Source organism: Kitasatospora sp. NPDC090308 (assembly GCF_044769485.1).
Lineage (GTDB): Bacteria > Actinomycetota > Actinomycetes > Streptomycetales > Streptomycetaceae > Kitasatospora > Kitasatospora fiedleri.
The window spans coordinates 181,275-200,469 of sequence record NZ_JBIVXY010000014.1 but is presented as its reverse complement, the minus strand read 5'-3'; the positions used below and the strand labels follow the sequence as shown (position 1 = coordinate 200,469).

General features: G+C 75.9%; 19 protein-coding genes. 7 read left to right on the top strand and 12 right to left on the bottom strand.

Annotated features, from left to right (window positions below):
* The first annotated feature begins 258 nt into the window (after positions 1 to 258).
* Both ACIQVD_RS27405 and cobC read left to right on the top strand, forming a co-directional pair.
* Positions 259 to 684 (top strand): cobalamin biosynthesis protein, encoded by a 426-nt coding sequence (locus ACIQVD_RS27405; RefSeq protein WP_402292006.1) that lies wholly within the window; start codon positions 259 to 261, stop codon positions 682 to 684.
* A complete protein-coding gene (cobC, locus tag ACIQVD_RS27400) occupies positions 681 to 1,724 on the top strand; it encodes an Rv2231c family pyridoxal phosphate-dependent protein CobC (protein WP_400690022.1) in 1,044 nt (347 codons plus the stop codon). The genes ACIQVD_RS27405 and cobC overlap by 4 nt, the downstream gene beginning before the upstream one ends.
* Here the strand turns inward: cobC and ACIQVD_RS27395 are convergent.
* The 4 genes from ACIQVD_RS27395 to ACIQVD_RS27380 form a co-directional block, all read right to left on the bottom strand.
* Positions 1,690 to 1,923 (bottom strand): hypothetical protein, encoded by a 234-nt coding sequence (locus tag ACIQVD_RS27395; protein ID WP_100840202.1) that lies wholly within the window; start codon positions 1,921 to 1,923, stop codon positions 1,690 to 1,692. The two genes, cobC and ACIQVD_RS27395, sit on opposite strands and share 35 nt — an antisense overlap.
* 178 nt (positions 1,924 to 2,101) lie before the next feature.
* Positions 2,102 to 2,878: an MOSC domain-containing protein gene (locus tag ACIQVD_RS27390; protein WP_402292005.1), complete on the bottom strand. Its 777-nt coding sequence runs from the start codon at positions 2,876 to 2,878 to the stop codon at positions 2,102 to 2,104.
* Positions 2,875 to 3,411: a hypothetical protein gene (locus ACIQVD_RS27385; RefSeq protein WP_402292004.1), complete on the bottom strand. Its 537-nt coding sequence runs from the start codon at positions 3,409 to 3,411 to the stop codon at positions 2,875 to 2,877. The genes ACIQVD_RS27390 and ACIQVD_RS27385 overlap by 4 nt, the downstream gene beginning before the upstream one ends.
* On the bottom strand, positions 3,408 to 4,568 hold the full coding sequence (locus ACIQVD_RS27380; protein WP_402292003.1) for a M48 family metallopeptidase: 1,161 nt from the start codon (positions 4,566 to 4,568) through the stop codon (positions 3,408 to 3,410). Before ACIQVD_RS27380 ends, ACIQVD_RS27385 begins: the two co-directional genes overlap by 4 nt.
* 965 nt (positions 4,569 to 5,533) lie before the next feature.
* Between ACIQVD_RS27380 and ACIQVD_RS27375 the strand changes: the two genes are divergently transcribed.
* Positions 5,534 to 6,295: a GNAT family N-acetyltransferase gene (locus tag ACIQVD_RS27375; protein ID WP_402292002.1), complete on the top strand. Its 762-nt coding sequence runs from the start codon at positions 5,534 to 5,536 to the stop codon at positions 6,293 to 6,295.
* 97 nt (positions 6,296 to 6,392) lie between these two features.
* Here ACIQVD_RS27375 and glnII read toward each other — a convergent pair whose 3' ends face one another.
* Together glnII and ACIQVD_RS27365 are read right to left on the bottom strand one after the other, a co-directional pair.
* Positions 6,393 to 7,415 carry a glutamine synthetase gene (gene glnII / locus ACIQVD_RS27370; protein ID WP_111552892.1) on the bottom strand — a complete coding sequence of 341 codons (1,023 nt, stop codon included), beginning with the start codon at positions 7,413 to 7,415 and terminating at the stop codon, positions 6,393 to 6,395.
* 231 nt (positions 7,416 to 7,646) lie between these two features.
* A complete protein-coding gene (locus ACIQVD_RS27365; protein ID WP_402292001.1) occupies positions 7,647 to 8,594 on the bottom strand; it encodes an SCO1860 family LAETG-anchored protein in 948 nt (315 codons plus the stop codon).
* A 457-nt stretch (positions 8,595 to 9,051) separates the two neighbouring features.
* On the opposite strand from ACIQVD_RS27365, the gene ACIQVD_RS27360 reads away from it, so the two are divergent.
* Complete coding sequence (locus ACIQVD_RS27360; RefSeq protein ID WP_400690003.1) at positions 9,052 to 9,348, top strand: WhiB family transcriptional regulator; 297 nt, start codon at positions 9,052 to 9,054, stop codon at positions 9,346 to 9,348.
* A 71-nt stretch (positions 9,349 to 9,419) separates the two neighbouring features.
* On the opposite strand, the gene ACIQVD_RS27355 is transcribed toward ACIQVD_RS27360, so the two are convergent.
* Entirely contained in the window at positions 9,420 to 10,097 is a 678-nt protein-coding gene (locus ACIQVD_RS27355; protein ID WP_111552895.1) for a uracil-DNA glycosylase, read from the bottom strand.
* Positions 10,098 to 10,318: 221 nt separating this feature from the next.
* Positions 10,319 to 11,404, bottom strand: a complete 1,086-nt coding sequence (locus ACIQVD_RS27350) for an amidohydrolase family protein (protein WP_402292000.1) — start codon at positions 11,402 to 11,404, stop codon at positions 10,319 to 10,321.
* Positions 11,405 to 11,555: 151 nt separating this feature from the next.
* On the opposite strand from ACIQVD_RS27350, the gene ACIQVD_RS27345 reads away from it, so the two are divergent.
* Complete coding sequence (locus ACIQVD_RS27345) at positions 11,556 to 12,635, top strand: pyridoxal-phosphate-dependent aminotransferase family protein (RefSeq protein WP_402291999.1); 1,080 nt, start codon at positions 11,556 to 11,558, stop codon at positions 12,633 to 12,635.
* A gap of 7 nt (positions 12,636 to 12,642) precedes the next feature.
* Here ACIQVD_RS27345 and ACIQVD_RS27340 read toward each other — a convergent pair whose 3' ends face one another.
* Positions 12,643 to 13,395 (bottom strand): SMI1/KNR4 family protein, encoded by a 753-nt coding sequence (locus ACIQVD_RS27340; RefSeq protein WP_402291998.1) that lies wholly within the window; start codon positions 13,393 to 13,395, stop codon positions 12,643 to 12,645.
* Between the two features lie 150 nt (positions 13,396 to 13,545).
* On the opposite strand from ACIQVD_RS27340, the gene ACIQVD_RS27335 reads away from it, so the two are divergent.
* Positions 13,546 to 15,135: a TauD/TfdA family dioxygenase gene (locus ACIQVD_RS27335; RefSeq protein ID WP_402291997.1), complete on the top strand. Its 1,590-nt coding sequence runs from the start codon at positions 13,546 to 13,548 to the stop codon at positions 15,133 to 15,135.
* On the opposite strand, the gene ACIQVD_RS27330 is transcribed toward ACIQVD_RS27335, so the two are convergent.
* Positions 15,132 to 17,390 carry a SpoIIE family protein phosphatase gene (locus ACIQVD_RS27330; RefSeq protein ID WP_402291996.1) on the bottom strand — a complete coding sequence of 753 codons (2,259 nt, stop codon included), beginning with the start codon at positions 17,388 to 17,390 and terminating at the stop codon, positions 15,132 to 15,134. The two genes, ACIQVD_RS27335 and ACIQVD_RS27330, sit on opposite strands and share 4 nt — an antisense overlap.
* Positions 17,391 to 17,503: 113 nt before the next feature.
* Between ACIQVD_RS27330 and ACIQVD_RS27325 the strand changes: the two genes are divergently transcribed.
* Positions 17,504 to 17,707: a hypothetical protein gene (locus tag ACIQVD_RS27325; protein ID WP_402291995.1), complete on the top strand. Its 204-nt coding sequence runs from the start codon at positions 17,504 to 17,506 to the stop codon at positions 17,705 to 17,707.
* Here the strand turns inward: ACIQVD_RS27325 and ACIQVD_RS27320 are convergent.
* Together ACIQVD_RS27320 and ACIQVD_RS27315 are read right to left on the bottom strand one after the other, a co-directional pair.
* Positions 17,704 to 18,111, bottom strand: a complete 408-nt coding sequence (locus tag ACIQVD_RS27320) for a RidA family protein (protein ID WP_400689981.1) — start codon at positions 18,109 to 18,111, stop codon at positions 17,704 to 17,706. The two genes, ACIQVD_RS27325 and ACIQVD_RS27320, sit on opposite strands and share 4 nt — an antisense overlap.
* Positions 18,112 to 18,166: 55 nt before the next feature.
* A complete protein-coding gene (locus ACIQVD_RS27315; RefSeq protein ID WP_400689978.1) occupies positions 18,167 to 18,934 on the bottom strand; it encodes a GntR family transcriptional regulator in 768 nt (255 codons plus the stop codon).
* Positions 18,935 to 19,195: the final 261 nt, after the last annotated feature.

The window sequence follows — 19,195 nt, the reverse complement described above, 5'->3', positions numbered from 1 at the left end:
TCCGGGGGCGGGGAAGGTGCCGGACAGGGGTGGTGGAGCGCCCGAAAGGCTAGGGCGGAGTCCGTGGCCACCGGGACTTTTGACACATGAAGAACAAGCGAACGGTTGGCGGGCCGCCGGCACCCCGCCGACGCTTTTCGGCCGACCGGGCGACGCTTCTCACACCTGTCCCGATTGACCCTGCTCGGACCGACATGGTGGGATTCCAGGCGGCCCGGCGGACGACCGGCACGGAGCGGAACGGACGGGAGGCCGGGCGTGGCGGACGGCGCACCCGACCCCCCGGCGCGCGCCCCGCGGCTGGTGCTCGGCCTCGGACTGCGGCGCGGCACCCCCGCCGCCGAGCTGCTGCGCACCGTCGACGCGGCGCTGGCCGCCCTCGATCTGGACCGCACCGCCCTCGCCTTGGCCGCCACCTTGGACGGCAAGCTCGACGAACCCGGACTACGGGCCGCAGTAAGGGAGTTGGGCGTCCCGCTGACCGGTCACCCGGCCGCCGTGCTGGCCGCCGTCCCGGTGCCCGGCGGCTCCGCCCGGGTCGCGGCCGCGGTCGGCACCCCCAGCGTCGCCGAAGCCGCCGCGCTCGCCTCGGCCGGGCCCGGCGCACGCCTGCTCGCCCCGCGCACCGCCACCGCCTCGGCCACCGCCGCGCTCGCCGCACCGCCCCAGGAGGACAACAGGTGAACCAGCAGCCCGATCTGCGCCATCACGGCGACGCCGAAGTGCGCGCCGCCGGGCTGGTCGACCTCGCCGTCAACGTCCGCACCGGCACCCCGCCGGCCTGGCTGCGCGCCCGCCTCGCCGCGACCCTCGGCGACCTGGCCGCCTACCCCGACGGCACCGCCGCCCGCGCCGCCGTCGCCGCCCGGCACGGCCGGCCCGCCGCGGAGGTGCTGCTCACCGCGGGCGCCGCCGAGGGCTTCGTGCTGCTCGCCCGGGTGCTGCGACCGCGCCGCGCGGTGGTCGTGCACCCCCAGTTCACCGAGCCGGAGGCGGCGCTGCGGGACGCCGGGCACCCCGTCCACCGGGTCCTGCTGACGCCCGAGCAGGGCTTCCGCCTGCCGCCCGGCGCGGTGCCCGAGGACGCCGACCTGGTGGTGGTCGGCAACCCCACCAACCCCACCTCCGTCCTGCACCCGGCCGCCGCCCTCGCCGCGCTGGCCCGGCCCGGCCGCACCCTGGTGGTCGACGAGGCCTTCATGGACACCGACCCCGGCGAGCCGCAGAGCCTCGCCGCCGTCCGCGACCTGCCCGGCGACGTGGTCGTGCTGCGCAGCCTCACCAAGACCTGGGGCCTGGCCGGCCTGCGGATCGGCTACCTGCTCGCCCCCGCCCCGCTGGTGGCCGCGCTGGCCGCCGCGCAGCCGCTCTGGCCGGTCTCCACGCCCGCGCTGGCCGCCGCCGAACTCTGCTCCGGCCCGGCCGCCCTGGCCGAGGCGGACCGCGCCGCGCGCACCACCGCCGCCCACCGCGAGCACCTGCTGGCCGGGCTGGCCGCGCTCCCCGGCGTCCGCGTCCACGGCACCCCGGCCGCGTCCTTCGTGCTGGTCCGGCTGGCGGGCGCCGACGCCGTCCGCGCCCGCCTGCGCGAAGCGGGCTACGCCGTGCGGCGCGGCGACACCTTCCCGGGCCTCGGCCCGGACTGGCTGCGCCTGGCCGTCCGCGACCCGGCCACCACCGACGCCTTCCTCACCGCGCTGCGAGCCGCGCTCGCCGCGCGCTAGCCACCCGCCTGCGCACCCCGTAGTAGCGGGCCACCAGGATGCCGATCAGCGGCCCGAGCAGCAGCACCGGGGCCGAGAACGCGGCGGCCAGCGAGTGCCCGGTGGCCAGCGAGACGGCGAACCAGACGGCGTACACCACCAGGAAGACGAAGACGGGCCACAGCAGCGCCCGGCGCGGGGAGATCACCTGGTTGCTCATCCGATCTGTCCTTTCGAAGCGGAACGTCCCGGCCGCCGCACCCGGCGCGCCCGCCCTCCGTTCCGATCGCCCCGTCGGCGGGGGTGCCGGGCGGCTGGTACCGGTTCGGGTGCCCGGGGGCGGACGGTTCATGCCGTCCGCCCGATCGGCCGTCAACTCCCGGGCGCCCGCCGCCCCGTCAGTGCAGCGTGACCGCGTCCCCCGGTTCCACCGTCCCCGGGACGACGACCTGGGCGTAGGCGCCCAGGCAGGGCAGCGGCGGCAGTTCGGGCAGCGGCCGGACCCGGTTCTCCCGGGCGGGGCGGCGCAGCGCCTCCGGGTCGGCGGGGAGGGCGCCGTGGGCCAGGGTGGGGATCGCGCAGCGCGGGGTGGCGGCGATGACCCGCAGGCGCAGGCGGGGGCCGACGGCGAGTTCGCGGCCGATCCAGGCGTTCTCGGCGTACGGCTCGCCGTCGTGGTCGATCACCAGGTTGGGGCGGTAGCGGGCGGCGGGGGCACCGGCCAGGCTCGCGGTGGTGACCAGGTGCAGCGGGGCGAAGTCGAAGAAGCTGCCGGGCGCCGCCGCCCCGCCGAACTCCTGCACGGTGTACTCAACTTCGGCGTCGATCCCGGCGGCGAGCACCTGCTCGGGGACGGAGCGGCGCAGTGTCGCCCCGGGCGGGCGCTCCTCGATCAGGCGGACGGGGCGGCCGAGCAGGGCGGAGATCGCCGCGTCGTCGAGTGCGGCGCCGTCGGGGCCGGTGATCCGCACCCCGCCGTCCTCCGTCTCGGCCCGCAGCGTGAGCAGGCGGCGCCAGGTGCGGGGCTCCTTGGCGCTGGCGATCCGGCCGTCGGTGAGGTCGAGCAGGGCGTAGCGGCGGTCGCCGTCCAGGCCGCCCGCGTCGATCCGGGCCCGGGCGACCTCCTCGCCGAGCAGCGACTTGACCGGGTGGCGGTGCAGTGCGGCGAGTCTCAACTCCCGTTCTCCTCGGCCCAGTCGGTGAGCGCGGCGAAGTCGGCGGGGCGCAGCCCGCAGCGGTGGTCGACGGTCAGGGTGAGCGCGGGGGCCGGGTGGTGGGCGGCGATCCAGGCGGTGTCCTGCGGTTCGATCTCGTCGTCCACCCAGGCGAAGGGGCGGCCGGCCGCCCAGGCGACCAGGTGGCGGGTCTTCCAGTGCAGACCGTCGGGGTCGCCGTGGTGCATGGACGGCCAGTCGACGTAGGGGAGTTCGGGCAGGCCGAGGAGCGGGGCGAGGTGCTCGTTGGCCTCGTCCTTCCAGGTGGTCGCCCAGACGAGCTCGTAGGGCAGGGCGCGCAGCGCCGGGCCGTGCCCGGGGTGCAGCCAGACCCGCAGCGGCCTGGGGGTGCGGATGCCCGCGGCGCGCTGCCGCTCCCGCCAACTGCGCACCGGCAGGCGGTGGGTGAGGTAACCCTCGGGACGGCGGTAGGGGCGGCCGACGTACGGGGCGAGCGGGCCGTCGACGTCGAGCAGCAGCAGCGGACGGGTCACCGGGCCTCCTCGCGGGCGAGCCAGGCCCGGGCGGCGGCGATCCGGCGGCCGGTGGCGGGGTGGGTGGCGAGCAGCAGCTCGACCGCCCGGGGCGGGTACGGGTCGGCGATGTTGGCGACCGCGAGGCGGCGCTGCATGGCGATGAACTGCTCCGCGTCGCGGGTGAGTTCGAGGGCGTGCCGGTCGGCGCGGGCCTCGATCCGGCGGCTGGCGGCGCACTGCACGGGGATGCTGAGCGCGCCGAGCAGGACCGCCAGGGCGGCCAGCAGCGGGAGGGAGCGCGGGTCCTGGGCACGGTCGGCCCCGGCCGCGTCCAGCAGCGGACGCCAGGCCAGCAGAGCGGCCAGCACCGGCACCACGACGGCCGCGCCGAGCGCGCCCAGGGCGGTGCCGGTGGCGACGTCCCGGTGCTTGACGTGGCCGAGTTCGTGGGCGGCGACCAGTTCGATCTCGCGCGGTTCGGCGGTGGACAGCAGGGTGTCGTACACCACGATCCGCCGGGTCGGGCCGAACCCGGAGACGTACGCGTTCAGCGCGGTGGTTCGGCGGGAGGCGTCGGCGACCAGCACCTCGCGCACCGCGACGCCGTCGCGGCGGGCCAACTCCAGCAGCGCGGCGCGCAGTTCGCCCTCGGGCAGCGGGGTGAACCGGTTGAACAGCGGCTCCAGCACCAGCGGGTGCAGGAAGGACAGCACGACGGCCAGCAGCGCGGCCCCGACCGCCCCCGGCACCCACCAGCGGCCCGGCCAGCGGCCGATCAGCGCGTACAGCCCCAGGGCCAGCGGCAGGAACAGCGCGAGCGTGACGGCCGTGCCGCGCACCACGTCCACCGCCCAGCCGCCCCACCCCTGCGTGACCAGCCCGTACCGGGCGGACACCGCCCGCACCCGGGCCGAGAACGGCAACGCCACCACCCGGCCGAGCAGCACCAGCGCCGCACTCCCCGCCACCACCTCGGCCGCCCAGCCACCCCCGAACCAGCCACCGACCACACCCACCAGGCCCGCCCCGGCCGCGGTGAAACCGAGCACCACGCTCAGCACCAACCCGGCCACCTGCCCACCCAGCGCCCACGGCAACCGGGCCCGACGCAGCGCCCGGCCCCGGGCCAGCTCCCCCGGGGTGAAGTCGGCATCAGCGGGCGCGGTGTCGGTCATGGGCCCAGCCTAGGGCCCGCGACGCCCCTCGGGAGGGGGTGCGCGGCCCGACCGTGCACCGGCCGAAGACCGGAGCCGGTCCGAACCGGTCCGGACCGGGCAGCCCGGCGGCGCTCGCCCCGACGGGACGGCCGCCTCGGCGGGACCCTCTCCCCACTCCGGCACCCACCGCACCCCGCCCGGCCGGAGTTCCGACGCACGCAGCACACGGACGAGTTCGCACCGGTCCGGGGCCCGGGCGCAGCCCGACGGACATCCGCGCCGCCGCCCCGGCGGGAGGCCCGGGCCGGTGGAAAACCGCTCGGGGCGAGGCCCGGCCAGGCGGCCGTCCCGGCGTGCCGTCCCTGTCTTCCGCGCCGTCCGCGCCATCCGCCGCCCCGGCGGGCGACCCCGACCGACAGGACCTGACGGCCTCCACCACCGACCCGGCGCACCAACCGTCACCGACCCGTCGCCATCCGCCCCGTCCGCCGTACCGCCGCCCCCGGCGGGAGGCCCGGGCCGGTGGGAAACCCACTCGGGGCGAGGCCCAAGTAGGGCCTGACGGCCCGCACAGCCGTCCCGGCGTGCCGTCCCTGTCTTCCGCGCCGTCCGCGCCGTCCGCCGCCCCCGGCGGGCGACCCCGACCGACAGGACCCGACCGCCTCCACCACCGACCCGTCGCCCCCGACGGGCGACCCCGACCGACGGGAAACCCACTCGGGGCGAGGCCCAAGTAGGGCCTGACGGCCCGCACAGCCGTCCCGACGTGCCATCCCTGTCTTCCGCGCCGTCCGCCGCCCCGGCGGGCGACCCCGGCCGACGGGACCCGACCGCCTCCACCACCGACCCGGCGCACCAACCGTCACCGACCCGGCGCCATCCGCCCCGTCCACGCCGTCCGCCGTACCGCCGCCCCCGACGGGGGACCCGGGCCGGTGGGAGACCGCTCAGGGTGGGGGGAGGGGGCGGCCTACGATGGCCGGATGGTCGAGGAGAGCTTGCGGGTCGCGCTGGAGTTCCGTCGCGGGTTCGCCCGGCGGCAGGCTGCTGAGGTGGTGGAACTGCCGGGCGGGTTCGGGGTGTTGAGCGAGGAGTTCGGTTACTCGCACGAGCACAACCAGCTGGTGCTGGACGCTCCGCCGAGCGGGGTGGACGTGGCGGGGCTGGCCGAGGAGGTGCTGGGGCACCTGGGGCACCGGCGGATCTCGGTGTTCGACGACGCGTCCGGGGTGGCGCTCGCGCCCGGGCTGGCGGCGGCCGGGTACCGGCACGAGACCGAGGTGGTGATGGTCCACCGGGGGCCGGTGCCGTCCGGCGGGGGTGCCGGGCCGGTCGGGTTGGAGGAGCTGGCCCCGGCCCTGGAGCGGCAGTGGCGCTGCTGGCTGCCGTGGGCCGCGGACGAGTCGATCGCCCAGTTGGTGAACCGTCGCACCGCCCGCGCCGGGGGCGCCGAGCGGGTGCTGACGCTGGCCGCCCGGGACACCGACGGCGAGTTCGGCTCCTGGGCCGACCTGTACCAGGACGCCGCGGGCACCGCCCAGATCGAGGACCTGGCCACCGCCGAGGACCGCCAGCGCCGCGGCCTGGCCGACGCCGTGCTGGCCACCGCGCTGCGGCTGGCCGCCGACCGCTCCCCCGGCGGCCTGCGCTTCCTGGTCGCCGACGCCGAGGACTGGCCCCAGCGGTGGTACGCCCGGCGCGGTTTCGTCACGGTCGGCCGCACCCACGGTTTCGTCCGGATGTGACGCCCGGCGGGCACGCGGACGCAGCGGCCCCGGACGCGGCGGCGCCCGCCGTCCCCTCGCGGGGGCCGGCGGGCGCTGTCGTGCGGTACGGGGCGGGTCAGACCTGGCCGGCCTTCTCCAGGGCCTCGCAGCAGGTGTTGACCAGCAGTCGGGTGACCACGTACGGGTCGACGTTCGCGTTCGGGCGGCGGTCCTCGATGTAGCCCTTCTGCTCCACCTCGACCTGCCACGGGATGCGGACCGAGGCGCCGCGGTTGGACACGCCGTAGGAGTAGACGTTCCACGGGGCGGTCTCGTGCTTGCCGGTCAGGCGGGACTGGATGTCGTCACCGTACTGGTTGACGTGCTCCAGGACCTTCTCCTGGGAGGCGCCGAGCGACTCGCAGGCGGTGATGATGGCGTCGTAGCCCTCGCGCATCGCCTTGGTGGAGAAGTTGGTGTGCGCGCCCGCGCCGTTCCAGTCGCCCCTGGCCGGCTTGGCGTCGAGGGTGGCGTCGATGCCGAACTCCTCGGAGGTGCGGTAGAGCAGGTAGCGGGCGATCCACAGGTCGTCCGAGACGGTCAGCGCGTCGACCGGGCCGATCTGGAACTCCCACTGGCCGGGCATGACCTCGGCGTTGATGCCGCAGATCGCCAGGCCGGCGTCGATGCAGCGGTCGAGGTGCAGCTCGACGATCTCGCGGCCGAAGACCTCCTCGGCGCCCACGCCGCAGTAGTAGCCGCCCTGCGGGGCCGGGTAGCCGCCCTCGGGGAAGCCGAGCGGGCGGGAGCCCTTGAAGAAGGTGTACTCCTGCTCGATGCCGAAGATCGCCTCCTGCGCGGCGTAGCGCTCGGCGACCTCGCGCAGCGCGGCGCGGGTGTTGGTCTCGTGCGGGGTGCCGTCGATCTCCAGCACCTCGCACAGCACGAGGATGTTGTCACCGCCGCGGATCGGGTCCTTGACGACCTTGACCGGCTCCAGCACGCGGTCGGAGGCGTGGCCCTCGGCCTGGTTGGTCGACGAGCCGTCGAAGCCCCAGGTGGGGATCTTGTCCGCGTTCGGCAGCACCCGGGTCTTGGAGCGGAGCTTGGCGGTCGGCTTGGTGCCGTCGATCCAGATGTACTCGGCCTTGATCGCCACTGCGGTGATCCTCACTGCTTGGGTGGTGGGGTGCCCGCGTAGCGTCGCAAGCCGCCGTTTCCCGGTTGTTCCTCCGATGTAACGCCCATGTGAACCAACGGTCCGCAGCGGCACGCTCACCCACCGGGAGTGCCTGTCTCACGATGTGGTCACCTCGGTGAGACAGAAGGGGCGGAACGGACGCCCGCGCGGACGCCCGTCCCGCCCCCGACCAGCGGTGACGCGTCCGGGTCAGCGGTGCCGCGCGTGCGCCGCCCGGCGCCGCCGCGTCATCCACACCGCGGCGGCGCCGGCCACCAGCAGCGTCCCGCCGCCCGCGGCCAGCACCGTGCTGCCCGAGGAGCCGGTGTACGCCAGTTCCTCCTTCGCCGCCTCGGGCACCGCGCGGTTCTGCGCGGACGCCGGGGCCGCGGGCGCCTTCGACGGCGAGGCCGCGGGCGAGGAGACCGCCGCGGCCGGGACGACCGCCGCCACCGGCTTCCGGCAGGACACCGAGGCGACCGTCACCGTGCCGTTCACCTTGGCCACGTTCAGGTTCAGCGGGTTCAGCGCGACCTTCACCTCCAGCGCGGCGGCGGCCGCCGTGCTGCCGGTCACGGTCTTCTTGGCGAACTCGACGTCCACCGAGCCGATCGCCGGAACGTCCACGTGCGTCGGCGAGTTGAGACCCACCGTCACCGACTTGCCCAGCACCGTGAGCCTGGCCGGCGCGACGACGTCCGCGGTCGGCTGCCCGTCCACCGGGCAGTTCGCCTCGGCGCTCATCGCCTCCAGCCCGAGCAGCGTGGTCAGCGGCAGGCCCGGCACGTGCAGGTCGGCGTTCACCAGCTTCACGGACGCCGCGGCCAGCCGGTCGTCCGCCCTGGTGACCGACTTGCCCACCTCCGCCTTCACCAGCGTCACCGGCCGCCCGCCGTCCACCCCGTCCACCTTCGCGGTCAGCACCGCGCCGTCCCGCTGGGCCGGCGACTCCACCCGGTTCAGCGCCACGTCCACCGGCACGTTCACCGTGTTCAACAGGGTGACGTCCAGGTCGAGTCGGGCCGTGACCGCGCTGGCCTTCCCGGGCTCGGCGGGGGTGCCCCCGGCATCGGCGGCGAAGGCCGCCGGGGACGGCAGCGCGACCGCGAGCGCGGTCGCCGCGAGGGCCGAGGCGGCGACCGAACGCAGAACAGACATGGCAGGAACCCCCACACGTGGTGAACGGAAGAGCGCGTCCGCAACCTCACCCGGCGCACCGCACGGGGAGGGGACTCGCGCTCTCGACTGCCGTCAGTCTCTTCGAACAGTGCGTCACTCCAGCAACACAGAGCGTCATTTCACTCCTTCGGGTGAGGTTGACGCTCCGAGCTGACCGTTGTCGACGCATCCGGTGCGAGTTCGTTCGCGGAAGTGGCAGCCGGAATCCGGGAATTCCACATCGGCGGACCGGAACGCGCATCAGTGCGCCGGGGCGGAGCAGAAGAGGAGCGAGTCGGGCCGCCACCGAGGAGGCCCGAACCGGCCAACTGGAGGATGACCCATGGCGACCGCCCACAGCAGTGCCCGACCCTGGGCCTCCACCGCTCCCCGGCGGCGGAGCGGCACGACCGGCCGGACGACCGCGCGCCACCGGCCCCGGCCCGCGGAGCAGCCGGTGTCGGAGCGGCCTGCGGAGCAGGGGCAGCAGCCCACCGCCGAGGACTGGCGCCACCGCGCCGCGTGCGCGCAGGAGGACCCGGAGCTGTTCTTCCCGGTCGGGACCGGCGGCTCCGCCCTGCGGCAGACCGAGCGGGCCAAGACCGTGTGCCACGGCTGCCCCGTGCTGAAGCAGTGCCTGAGCTGGGCGCTGGAGTCCGGCCAGGAGTACGGCGTCTGGGGCGGCACCGGCGAGGAGGAGCGCCGCGCCATGAAGCGCCGCGCCGCCCGGGAGCGGACCCGCGGCGCGCACTGACCTCCGCGACCCCGGACTCCCCGTACCGCCGGGGGAGTCCGGGGTTCGGCGTTCGGGGTCCGGCGTTCAGGTCAGGGCAGCCGCCAGTCGACGGGCTGCCCGCCCTGGCGGACCAGCAGGTCGTTGGCCCGGCTGAACGGCCGGGAGCCGAAGAAGCCGCTGTTCGCCGAGTAGGGGCTGGGGTGCGGCGATTCGATGCTGGGGACCTGGCCGAGCCAGGGGCGCAGCTCGCGGGCGTCCCGGCCCCACAGGATCGCGACCAGCGGGCCGCCGCGGGCGGCGAGCGCCCTGATGGCCTGTTCGGTGACGGCCTCCCAGCCCTTGCCCCGGTGGCCGTTGGTCTTGCGGGCCTGGGTGGTGAGGGCCCGGTTGAGCAGCAGGACGCCCTGGTCCGCCCACGGGGTGAGGTCGCCGTTGGAGGGCGCCGGGAGGCCGAGGTCCTGGCTGTACTCCTGGTAGATGTTGACCAGGCTGGCCGGTACCGGCCGGACCTCGGGCGCGACGGAGAAGCTGAGACCGACGGCGTGCCCTGGGGTGGGGTACGGGTCCTGCCCGACGATCAGCACCCGGACGTCCGCGAACGGCTGCTGGAAGGCCCGCAGGACCTGCGGGCCGGGCGGCAGGTAGGAGCGGCCGGCCGCGATCTCGGCGCGCAGGAAGTCCCCCATCGCGGCGACCTGTCCGGCGACCGGCGCGAGGGCCTGGGCCCAGCCGGGTTCAACGACTTCGTGCAAGGGTCGAGCAGCCATGACGGCAGCCTATCGGCCGGACCGACAACCGGAGTTCACGAGGGCCCGCACGCCGACCACCGGGGCCGGGGCCGGGACCACCGGGCCGGAACGGGACGCCGGAGGCGGCGGGCGGCGGTGCGCCGGGCGGTCCGGCGGCTCGGCGCGGCGGCTCGGCGCGGCGGCTCGGCGCGGTGCGGCGCGGAAGGCTTCGCGTTCGGCACCGGGCACGGGCGCGGGGCTCACACCGGCTTCCCGTTGAGCACCACGTGCACGGGCGCGGCCAGGACCCGCAGGTCGGCGCGCGGGTCGGCCGGGTAGAGGACGAGGTCGGCGGGGGCGCCCTCGGTGAGGCCGGGGCGGCCGAGCCAGGCGCGGGCGGACCAGGTGGTGGCGGCGAGCGCCTCGACGGGGGTGAGGCCGGCGCGGGTGAGTTCCCTCGCCTCCTCGGCGACCAGGCCGTGGGCGAGCGAGCCACCCGCGTCGGTGCCGACGTAGATCGGGACGCCGGCGTCGTGCGCGGCGCCGACGGTGTCGTAGCGGCGGGCGTGCAGGCGGCGCATGTGGGCGGACCAGGCCGGGAACTTGGCCTCGCCGCCGTCGGCGAGCTTCGGGAAGGTGGCGATGTTGACCAGGGTGGGGACGATGGCGACGCCGCGTTCGGCGAAGGCCGGAATCAGGTCCTCGGTGAGGCCGGTGGCGTGTTCGACGCAGTCGATGCCGGCGGCGAGCAGGTCGGGCAGCGCGTCGGCGGCGAAGCAGTGCGCGGTGACCCGGGCGCCCTCGGCGTGGGCGGCGGCGATCGCCTCGGTGAGGGCGTCGCCGGGCCAGCAGGCGGCGAGGTCGCCGACGCCGCGGTCGATCCAGTCGCCGACGAGTTTGACCCAGCCGTCGCCGCGCCGGGCCTCGGCGGCCGCGTACGCGGCGAGGTCGCCGGGTTCGATCTCGTGGGCGTAGTTGCGGATGTAGCGGCGGGTGCGGGCGATGTGCCGGCCGGCCCGGATGATCTTCGGGAGGTCGTCGCGGTCGTCGATCCAGCGGGTGTCGGCGGCGGAACCCGCGTCGCGGATCAGCAGGGTGCCGGCGTCCCGGTCGGTGCGGGCCTGCTGCTCGCTGGTGTCGCGGTCGACGGCGCCGTGCGCGTCCAGGCCGACGTGGCAGTGGGCGTCGACCAGGCCGGGCAGCGCCCAGCCGGTGAGGGTGGCGGTGGGCTCGGCGGCGGGGCGCTCGAAGGTCACCCGTCCGTCCACGGACCAGAGTTCGTCCCGGACGTCCTCCGGGCCGACCAGTACCCGGCCCTTGATGTGCAGCACCGCGCGGTCCGTCATGCCTGGCACTGTACTCGGCGTGCTCGGCGGCACCCGGCGCACCCGGCGTCGGTCGCGGGCCGGCGGCCGATCTGCGGCAGACTGGTCGGCGGCGACCTCACGTCCCCGGCCCGCCCCGGCGGCCCTCCGCTGCACCGAAAGGCTCCCCCGCATGCTGCTCGACCTTCCCCCGCTGACCGCCGCCCGGTTCGCCGCGATCGAGGACGGGGTGGCGGCGCTGCTGCGCACCGGCAACGACGTGATCGTCACCCAGGGCGAGGCGCTGCTGCCGCTGGAGGCGGCGATCAAGGGCGCGGCGCACCCGGGTTCGACCGCGCTGAACGTCGTCACCGGCCCGTACGGGCAGACCTTCGGCGGCTGGCTGCGCGCCGCCGGGGCGAAGGTGGTCGACCTGGTGGTGCCGTTCGACGAGGCGGTGAGCGCCGAGCAGGTCGCGGAGGCGCTGGCCGAGCACCCGGAGATCGACTTCGTGTCGCTGGTGCACGCCGAGGCGGCGACCGGCAACACCAACCCGGTCGCGGAGGTCGCCGAGGTGGTGCGGCGGCACGGCGCGCTGCTGATGCTGGACGCGGTGGCCTCGGTGGCCGCCGAACCGCTGCTCACCGACGAGTGGGGCGTCGACCTGTGCGTGATCGGCGGGCAGAAGGCGATGGGCGGCCCGGCGGGCGTCTCGGCGGTGTCGGTGAGCGAGCGGGCCTGGCAGCGGATCACCGCGAACCCGGCCGCGCCGCGCCGCTCCTACCTCTCGCTGCTGGACTGGAAGGAGCGCTGGACGGACGCCGGGCGCACCCAACTGCCGCACGCTCCGGCCCAGTTGGAGATGCTGGCGCTGGAGGAGTGCCTGGCCGCGATCGAGGCCGAGACGCTGGACGCGGTGATCGCCCGGCACCGCGCCGCGGCCGCCGCCACCCGCGCGGGCGCCCTCGCCCTGGGCACCGTCGCCCCGTACGTGCGGCGCGCCGAGCACGCCGCCCCGGTCGCCACCACGCTGCGCACCGCCCTGGGCGCGAGCGCGGCCGACCTGGCGGCCGAAGTCCGCCGCCGCGCCCCGCAGTTGCCCGTGCAGGCGGGCGGTGCGCTGGCCGCCACCATGCTGCGGCTCAACCACTACGGCCCGGCGGCCAACCCGGAGACCGTGCTCGCCACCCTGGAGCTGCTCGCCGAGGCCACCGGCGCCCCGGCCGCGGCGGCGGTCGCGGCGGCCACCGAGGCGTGGGAGCAGGCGATCTGACGTACCGTCAGTGGTCGAGCCAGGAGACCGGCAGCTCTTCGCACAGCGCGTCGAGTGCCTCCCCGCTGACCGCCCGCATCGCCAGCCAGGAGCCGTCCCGCACCACCAGCAGGCCCTCCGGGCGGGCGAAGAACCGGGTGTCGACGCCGGGTTCGTGCAGGCGCGGCAGTTCGGTCCAGTCGGCGAGGTCGGCGAGGTCGGCCGGGTCGACCTCGCCCGCGTCCACGTACGCGTCCTCGTCGAGCAGCGGCTCGGTGAGGACGACGGACAGGCACTCGGTGGAGAACCGGGCCGTCCAGGGGGTGATCTCCAGCGGCACGGACGGGGCGACGTCCGGCCAGCCGACGGTGGGCGGGTCGTCCTGGCCGAGGGCGGCGAGCGGGATGCCCCAGTAGGCGCAGGACTGGTTCTCCACCCGGTGGACCAGGCAGCCCCGGTCGACGTACAGCTCCGCGGGCGGCAGCAGGGTGTCGTGGTTGCCGGTGAGGTCGGGCCGGTTGCCGATCAGCCGGTGCGCCTCGCGCAGCGCGGCGGGCAGGCGCAGGCCCAACCGGGCCTCGGCGGCGTCGAGTTCGGCGTCGAGTTCGGCGTCGATTCCGATCCCGGCTCCGGCCCCGGTTCCGGCCCCGGTTCCGACTTCGGTTCCGGCCCCGGGGCGCAGCGGGGTGCCCCAGAAGGCGGCGATCTCGGCGATCAGCCGCCAGGCGGCGGCGCGGTCGGCGAGGGCGGCGGGCAGGTCGCGGGCGAGGTCGAGCGTCATGCCCGGCAGGGTAGCCCCGGGCGGTGACAGGGTTCGGCCGCCGGTGGTCCGCCGTTCACCGGGCGGGCGGGTGGCGTACGCCCGCGGGGTCTTGGCTGGGCAGCCCGCGAAGTTGGCTGTACAACTTCCGGTACACCTGGAGGCTGCCCGATGTCCGTGCCCCACCCGTACTGGCTGCGCGACAACTGCCCGTGCGCCGACTGCCGAGACCCGCGCGGCGGGCAGAAGCTGTTCCAGATCGGCGACCTGCCGGACGACCTGGCCGCCGCCGAGGCGGTCGAGGACGCCGCCGGTCTGACGGTGCTGTGGTCCGACGGCCACCGCTCGCACTACCCGGCCGGGTGGGACGCGCCCACCGGCCCCGACGAGCGCACCGAGCACGCCAAGCGGCTGTGGGAGGCCGCCGACTTCGCCCGCGGCCTGCCCGAGGCCGACTGGGCCGGGTACCTGGCCGACCCGGAGGAGCGGATCGCCGTGCTGGCCGCCGTCCGCCGCTGCGGCTTCGCGCTGCTGCGCGGCGTCCCGGTCGAGGAGGGCCGGGTACTGGCCGTGGCACGGAGTTTCGGCTACGTCCGGGAGACCAACTACGGCGAGCTGTTCGACGTCCGGGTCGAGCCCGACCCGGCGAACCTGGCCTTCACCGGCGCCGCCATCGCCCCGCACACCGACAACCCCTACCGGGACCCGGTGCCCACCCTGCAACTGCTGCACTGCCTGCGCAACGACGCCGAGGGCGGCGACTCCGGCCTGGTCGACGGCTTCCGCGCCGCCGCGCTGCTGCGGGACGAGGACCCGGCGGCGTTCGCGCTGCTCACCCGCACGCCGGTGCCGTTCCGCTACCGCGACCGAGGCGCCGAACTCTCCGCCGAACGGCCGCTGATCGGACTCGACCCGCGCGGCGCGATCCGCGAGGTCCGCTTCAACAACCGCTCCACCGGGACGCTGCGCGGCCTGGCCCCCGCCGAACTGGACGCCTTCTACGCCGCCTACCGCCGCTTCGCCGCGATCACCCTGCGCCCGGAGCTGCGCCTGGACTTCCGGCTCGCCCCCGGCGACTGCCTGCTCTTCGACAACACCCGCCTGCTGCACGCCCGCACCGCCTTCGCCGGTGGCGAAGGCGGCGGCACCGGCCACCGCCACCTCCAGGGCTGCTACGCCGACCTCGACGCGCTCTCCTCCACCCTCGCCGTGCTGCGCCGGAACACCACCGCCCTGGACGAGTTGGAGGCCCTGTTCGAGGGCGAGGGCGCCGGCGAGTACCTCGGCGAGGCCGTCACCATGGCCGCGCACATGCTCCAGGCCGCCGCCCTGGCCCGCGCCGCCGGCGCCCCGCCCGCGCTGGTGGCCGCCGCCCTGCTGCACGACATCGGCCACTTCCGGGGCAGCGGGCTGGAGTTGATGGCCGGCACCGACAACCGCCACGGCGCGACCGCCGCCGCCCGGCTCGCCCCGTACTTCCCGCCCGCCGTCACCGAGCCGGTCCGCCTGCACGTCGACGCCAAGCGCTACCTGTGCGCCACCGAGCCCGGCTACGCCGCCCGCCTCTCCCCCGCCTCCGTCCACACCCTGGCCCTCCAGGGCGGCCCGATGCCCCCGGCCGAGGCCGCCGCCTTCGCCGCCCACCCCCACCACGCCGACGCCGTCGCCGTCCGCCGCTGGGACGAGGCCGCCAAGGACCCGGCTGCCGAGACTCCCTCCTTCGCCGAATTCCGGCCGCTGCTGCTGGAGTTGATGCGCTAACCGCGAACGAGGGCCAGCTCGAACCAGACCTTCCGGCCGGAGAAGCTGTGCTCGGCACCCCACCGGGCGGCGAGCCTGCTCAGCAGCAGCAGGCCCCGGCCGGTCCCCTCCTCGCCGTACGGTTCGACGGCCTCCAGGTCGGGCAGTTCGCGGTGGTCGTCGGTGATCTCGACCAGCAGGCGGTCGGTCGCCAGCAGGTACAGCCCGATCGGGCTCATCGCCACCCCCACCGCGTCGGTGACCAGTTCGCCGATCAGCAGTTCCGCGGTGTCGGCGATGAACCCCAGCTCCCACTCGACGAGTTGGCTCCGCACCAGCCGCCGGATCAGCGGCACGTCGCGCGGCCGGGGCCACACCTCGTAGCGGGCCGCCCTCACCCGCCGGGCGCCGTCGAACGCGGCGACCAGCACGGCGAGGTCGTCCCGGCGCTCCGCCGCGCCCGGCGCCTCGAAGGCGAAGTCGCACAGCTGCTCGGGCGACCACCCCGACCCGATCAACTTCGCGCAGTGGTCCGCCAGTTCGACCTGACGGCCGGTGCACAGCACCAGCGCGGAGCCGTCCGGCACCTCGATGGTGCGGGCGGTGAACGGGACGCCGCCGACCCCGATCGGGGCGCCGGCGGGCAGGTCGACCTCCGTCGAGCCGCCGCCGGGGTGCAGCAGGACAGGCGGCAGGTGGCCGGCCGTGGCGAGTTCGCAGGTGCGGGCGACCGGGTCGTAGACCGCGTACAGGCAGGTGGCGAGGTGGTCGTCGCCCAGGCGCTGGGCCAGGTCGTCCAGGTGCCGCAGCAGCCGGGCGGGGGGCACGTCCAGCAGGGTGAAGGCCTGCACCCCGGCCCGGAGCCGGCTCATCGCCTGGACGGCGGGCAGGCCGTGGCCCAGCACGGCGCCGACCACCAGGGCGATCCGGTTGCCGTGCAGCGGGACGGCGTCGACCCAGTCGCCGCCGGCCCCGTCCCGGTGCCCGCCCGGCCGGAAGCGGTGCGCCAGCCGCACCCAGGGCGCGCCCGGCAGGGTGCTCGGGATCATCGACCGCTGGAGCGCCCGCGCCAGCCGGGCCTCCGCCCGGTGCAGCCGGGCGCTGTCCAGCAGCAGCGCCCCGCGCTCCGCCAGCCCGGCCAGCAGCCCGGTCTCGGCCCGCCCGTACGCCGCCCGGCCCGCGCCGCCGACCAGCCGGAGCACCCCGAACACCTCGCCCCGGACGGCCAACGGCAGTGCCAGCAAAGGCTGTTCGGACAGTTCGGCGTGCGCGGGAGCGCCCTCCCGCAGGAGCCGTTCGACCTGTCCGCGCGGCACGGCGACCTGGCCGCGGGCCGGGCCGTCGGGCGGTTCCCCGGCGGCGGCGAGCCGGTGCAGGAGGACGGCGTCCGGGGTCCAGCCGTCCGGCGACTCCTCGCCGTCGACGAACGCGGTCCGCACCTCGACGGTGGCCGCGGCGGCCCAGCCCGGCACGAAGACCGCGCACAGTTCGGCGGCCGTGGTCTCCGGGTCGGCCCCGGTGCCGACCGTCCGGGCGAACTCCCGGGTGAGCACCGCCGCGGGCGACTCCAGCTCCGCCCGGTAGCCGAACTCCCGTTCCTGGCGGGCCCGCTGGGTGACCAGCGCGGCCTCGGCGGCGAGCAGGCGGGCCTCCAGCCGGACGCACTGCTCCTCGGCGTCGTGGCGGAGCGACTGGGCCCGGGCGAGTTCGGCCCGCAGCAGGTCCAACTCGCGTTTCAACGCCCGCAGTTCCTCCCGGGCGTACTCGGCGCCGGAGCCGTCCGAGCGGCGTTCCAGCCCGCCGGGGCCGGGGTCGTAGCGAGCGGCGGCCCGGTCGGCTTCCAGTTGCCGGTAGCGCTGTTCGGCCTGCGCGGCCTGCGCCTCGGTGGCCTCCAGCGAGCGCAGCAGGTGCCGTTCCCGGACGCCCGCCAGCTGGAGTTCGCGCTCCGCCGCGCCGAGCCGGTCGCGCAGCTCCTCCACCTCGTGCCGGGCCGCGTTGCGCACCCGCAACGCCGCCATCCGCAGCCGGTGGGCGTGCTCCCGGACGTCCGGGGAGACCGACTGCCCGGTGGTCGCGGCGACCTGGCCCAGCAGCTCGTCGACGAAGTCCTTGGGGGCGATCCGCGCCCCGCTCAGGTAGCGCGAGACACTGCCCTTGTCGCGGCTGCACCGGGCGGCGTACCGGGTGAGCGAGACGCCCAGGGCCCGGAACAGCTGGTCGAGGAAGGCGGTGAAGGCCGCCACCTCCGGTTCCCCGCCCGGCAGTTCGAGTGCCATCGCCCGCCCTCCCCCGTTGCCGGACATCGGCAATCCGTTGCGTCTGGCGCAACGCCCGGCCTCCCCCGAAGAGTAGGGGGAACCCGCAACGGCCCGCAGCGAAAGGCACCTTGATGTTCACCGAAGTCGTCCGCGCCCTGGCGGCCTGCCAGCGCCCGGTCATCGTGGCGCTGGCCCTGCTGCCGGTCGTCCTGGTGACGGCGGCCTGCCTGCCCGCCGTCCTGCTGCTGCCCGCCTTCCCGGGCGGCGTCCGCCAACTGGCTTTCCTACTGGCCCAGCTGCGGCGCTGGACGGAGGCCGTGCTGGCCCGCAGTTAGCCCGGGAGCGCCGCCGTCAGGTCGATCTCGACCAGTTGGCCGGTGTAGCCGAGCGCGGTGACGCCGAGCAGGGTGGAGGCGGTGGTGAGGGCCGGAGCGAGCGGGGAGGCGGTCAGCCGGTCCCAGGCTCCGGCGAGGACCTCGCTGCGGTCGCTGACCACGTAGACCACCGAACGCACCACCCGCTCGGGCCCGACGCCGATCGCGGCCAGCGCGGTCATCGAGTTGGCCACCACCTGGTCGATCTGGGCGTCCAGGCTCCCCGCGCCGACCAGCTTCTCCTCGCCGTCCAGCGGGCACTGCCCGGCCAGGTGCGCGGTGCGCCCGGCCTCCACCACGGTGATGTGCGCGTAGCCGGAGGTGGGGTGGAGTTCCGCCGGGTCGATGCGCGTGATGTCGGTCATCGGGCGATTGTCACTCCGGGCGGTCCGGCCGGCACCTGGTTTTCGGCCGTCGTGGTCAGTCGTCGTCGCGGGCGTGCCGGGAGAGGGCGGAGGAGGCCAGCGAGTTGTGGATGGAGAAGGCGACGGTGCCGGGCAGGTAGCGGTCCTGGGACCACTCGACGGGGGTGCCGGTGGGGTCGGTGGTGCGGCGCTTCTCGCGCAGCAGCGGGCTGCCGCGGCGGCAGCTGAGCAGGCGGGCGTCGTCGGCGTTGGCGGCGACCACGTCGATGGTGTGGTCGGCGTCGGTGAACAGGATGCCGTGCTCGCGCAGGGGTTCGGTGTGCGAGACCACGTCGGGCGGGAGCTGGGCGACCAGTTCGCCGACCAGGGGCGGGTAGACGGTGCGCTCGACCATGACGGGGACGCCGGAGAGGGTGCGCAGCCGGAGCGTCACGTAGACCTCGGCGCCGGGGTCGAGGCGGAGCTGTTCGCGTTCGGCGGCGTCGGCGGGGCGGCGGATCAGCGATTCGAGCCGGCCGCCGGGCTCCTCGCCCATCGAGCGGGCCCAGTGGGTGAAGGAGAGCAGTTCGGAGAAGGACTGGACCCGGGCGCTGCCGAGGACGACCCGGCGGGTGCCGCGGCGGGAGGTGACCAGTCCGTCGGCGCGCAGCATGGCGAGGGCCTGGCGGACGGTGCCGCGGGAGACGCCGTACTGCTCGGCGAGGGCGCCCTCCGCCGGCAGGCGTCCGGCTTCGCCGAACGAGCCGGAGGTGATCGCTTCGCGCAGGTCGGCGGCCACCTTGCGGTAGAGCGAGCCGGCGGCGCGGTCCTGGTCGAGTGCCACGTGCGTCGAGTTCCCTTGGCTGGTACGGAGGTTGGGCCGTGTCCTGCGCGTGACCGCGCGTACACCACTGACTGTAGCCCGTGCGGCCGGGGCGGCCCGACCCGGGCGCGACCGTTCCCGCAGCCGACCCCCGTCCTGGGCCGTCCGTTCACCTTCCCGTCACCGGCTTCGGGCGTACTTGCTTCCGGCGACGGAAGTTGGCTGGCCAACTTGGCCGGACAACCGGACGCGCCGCGCACCGCACACCCCTCGTGATCTCTG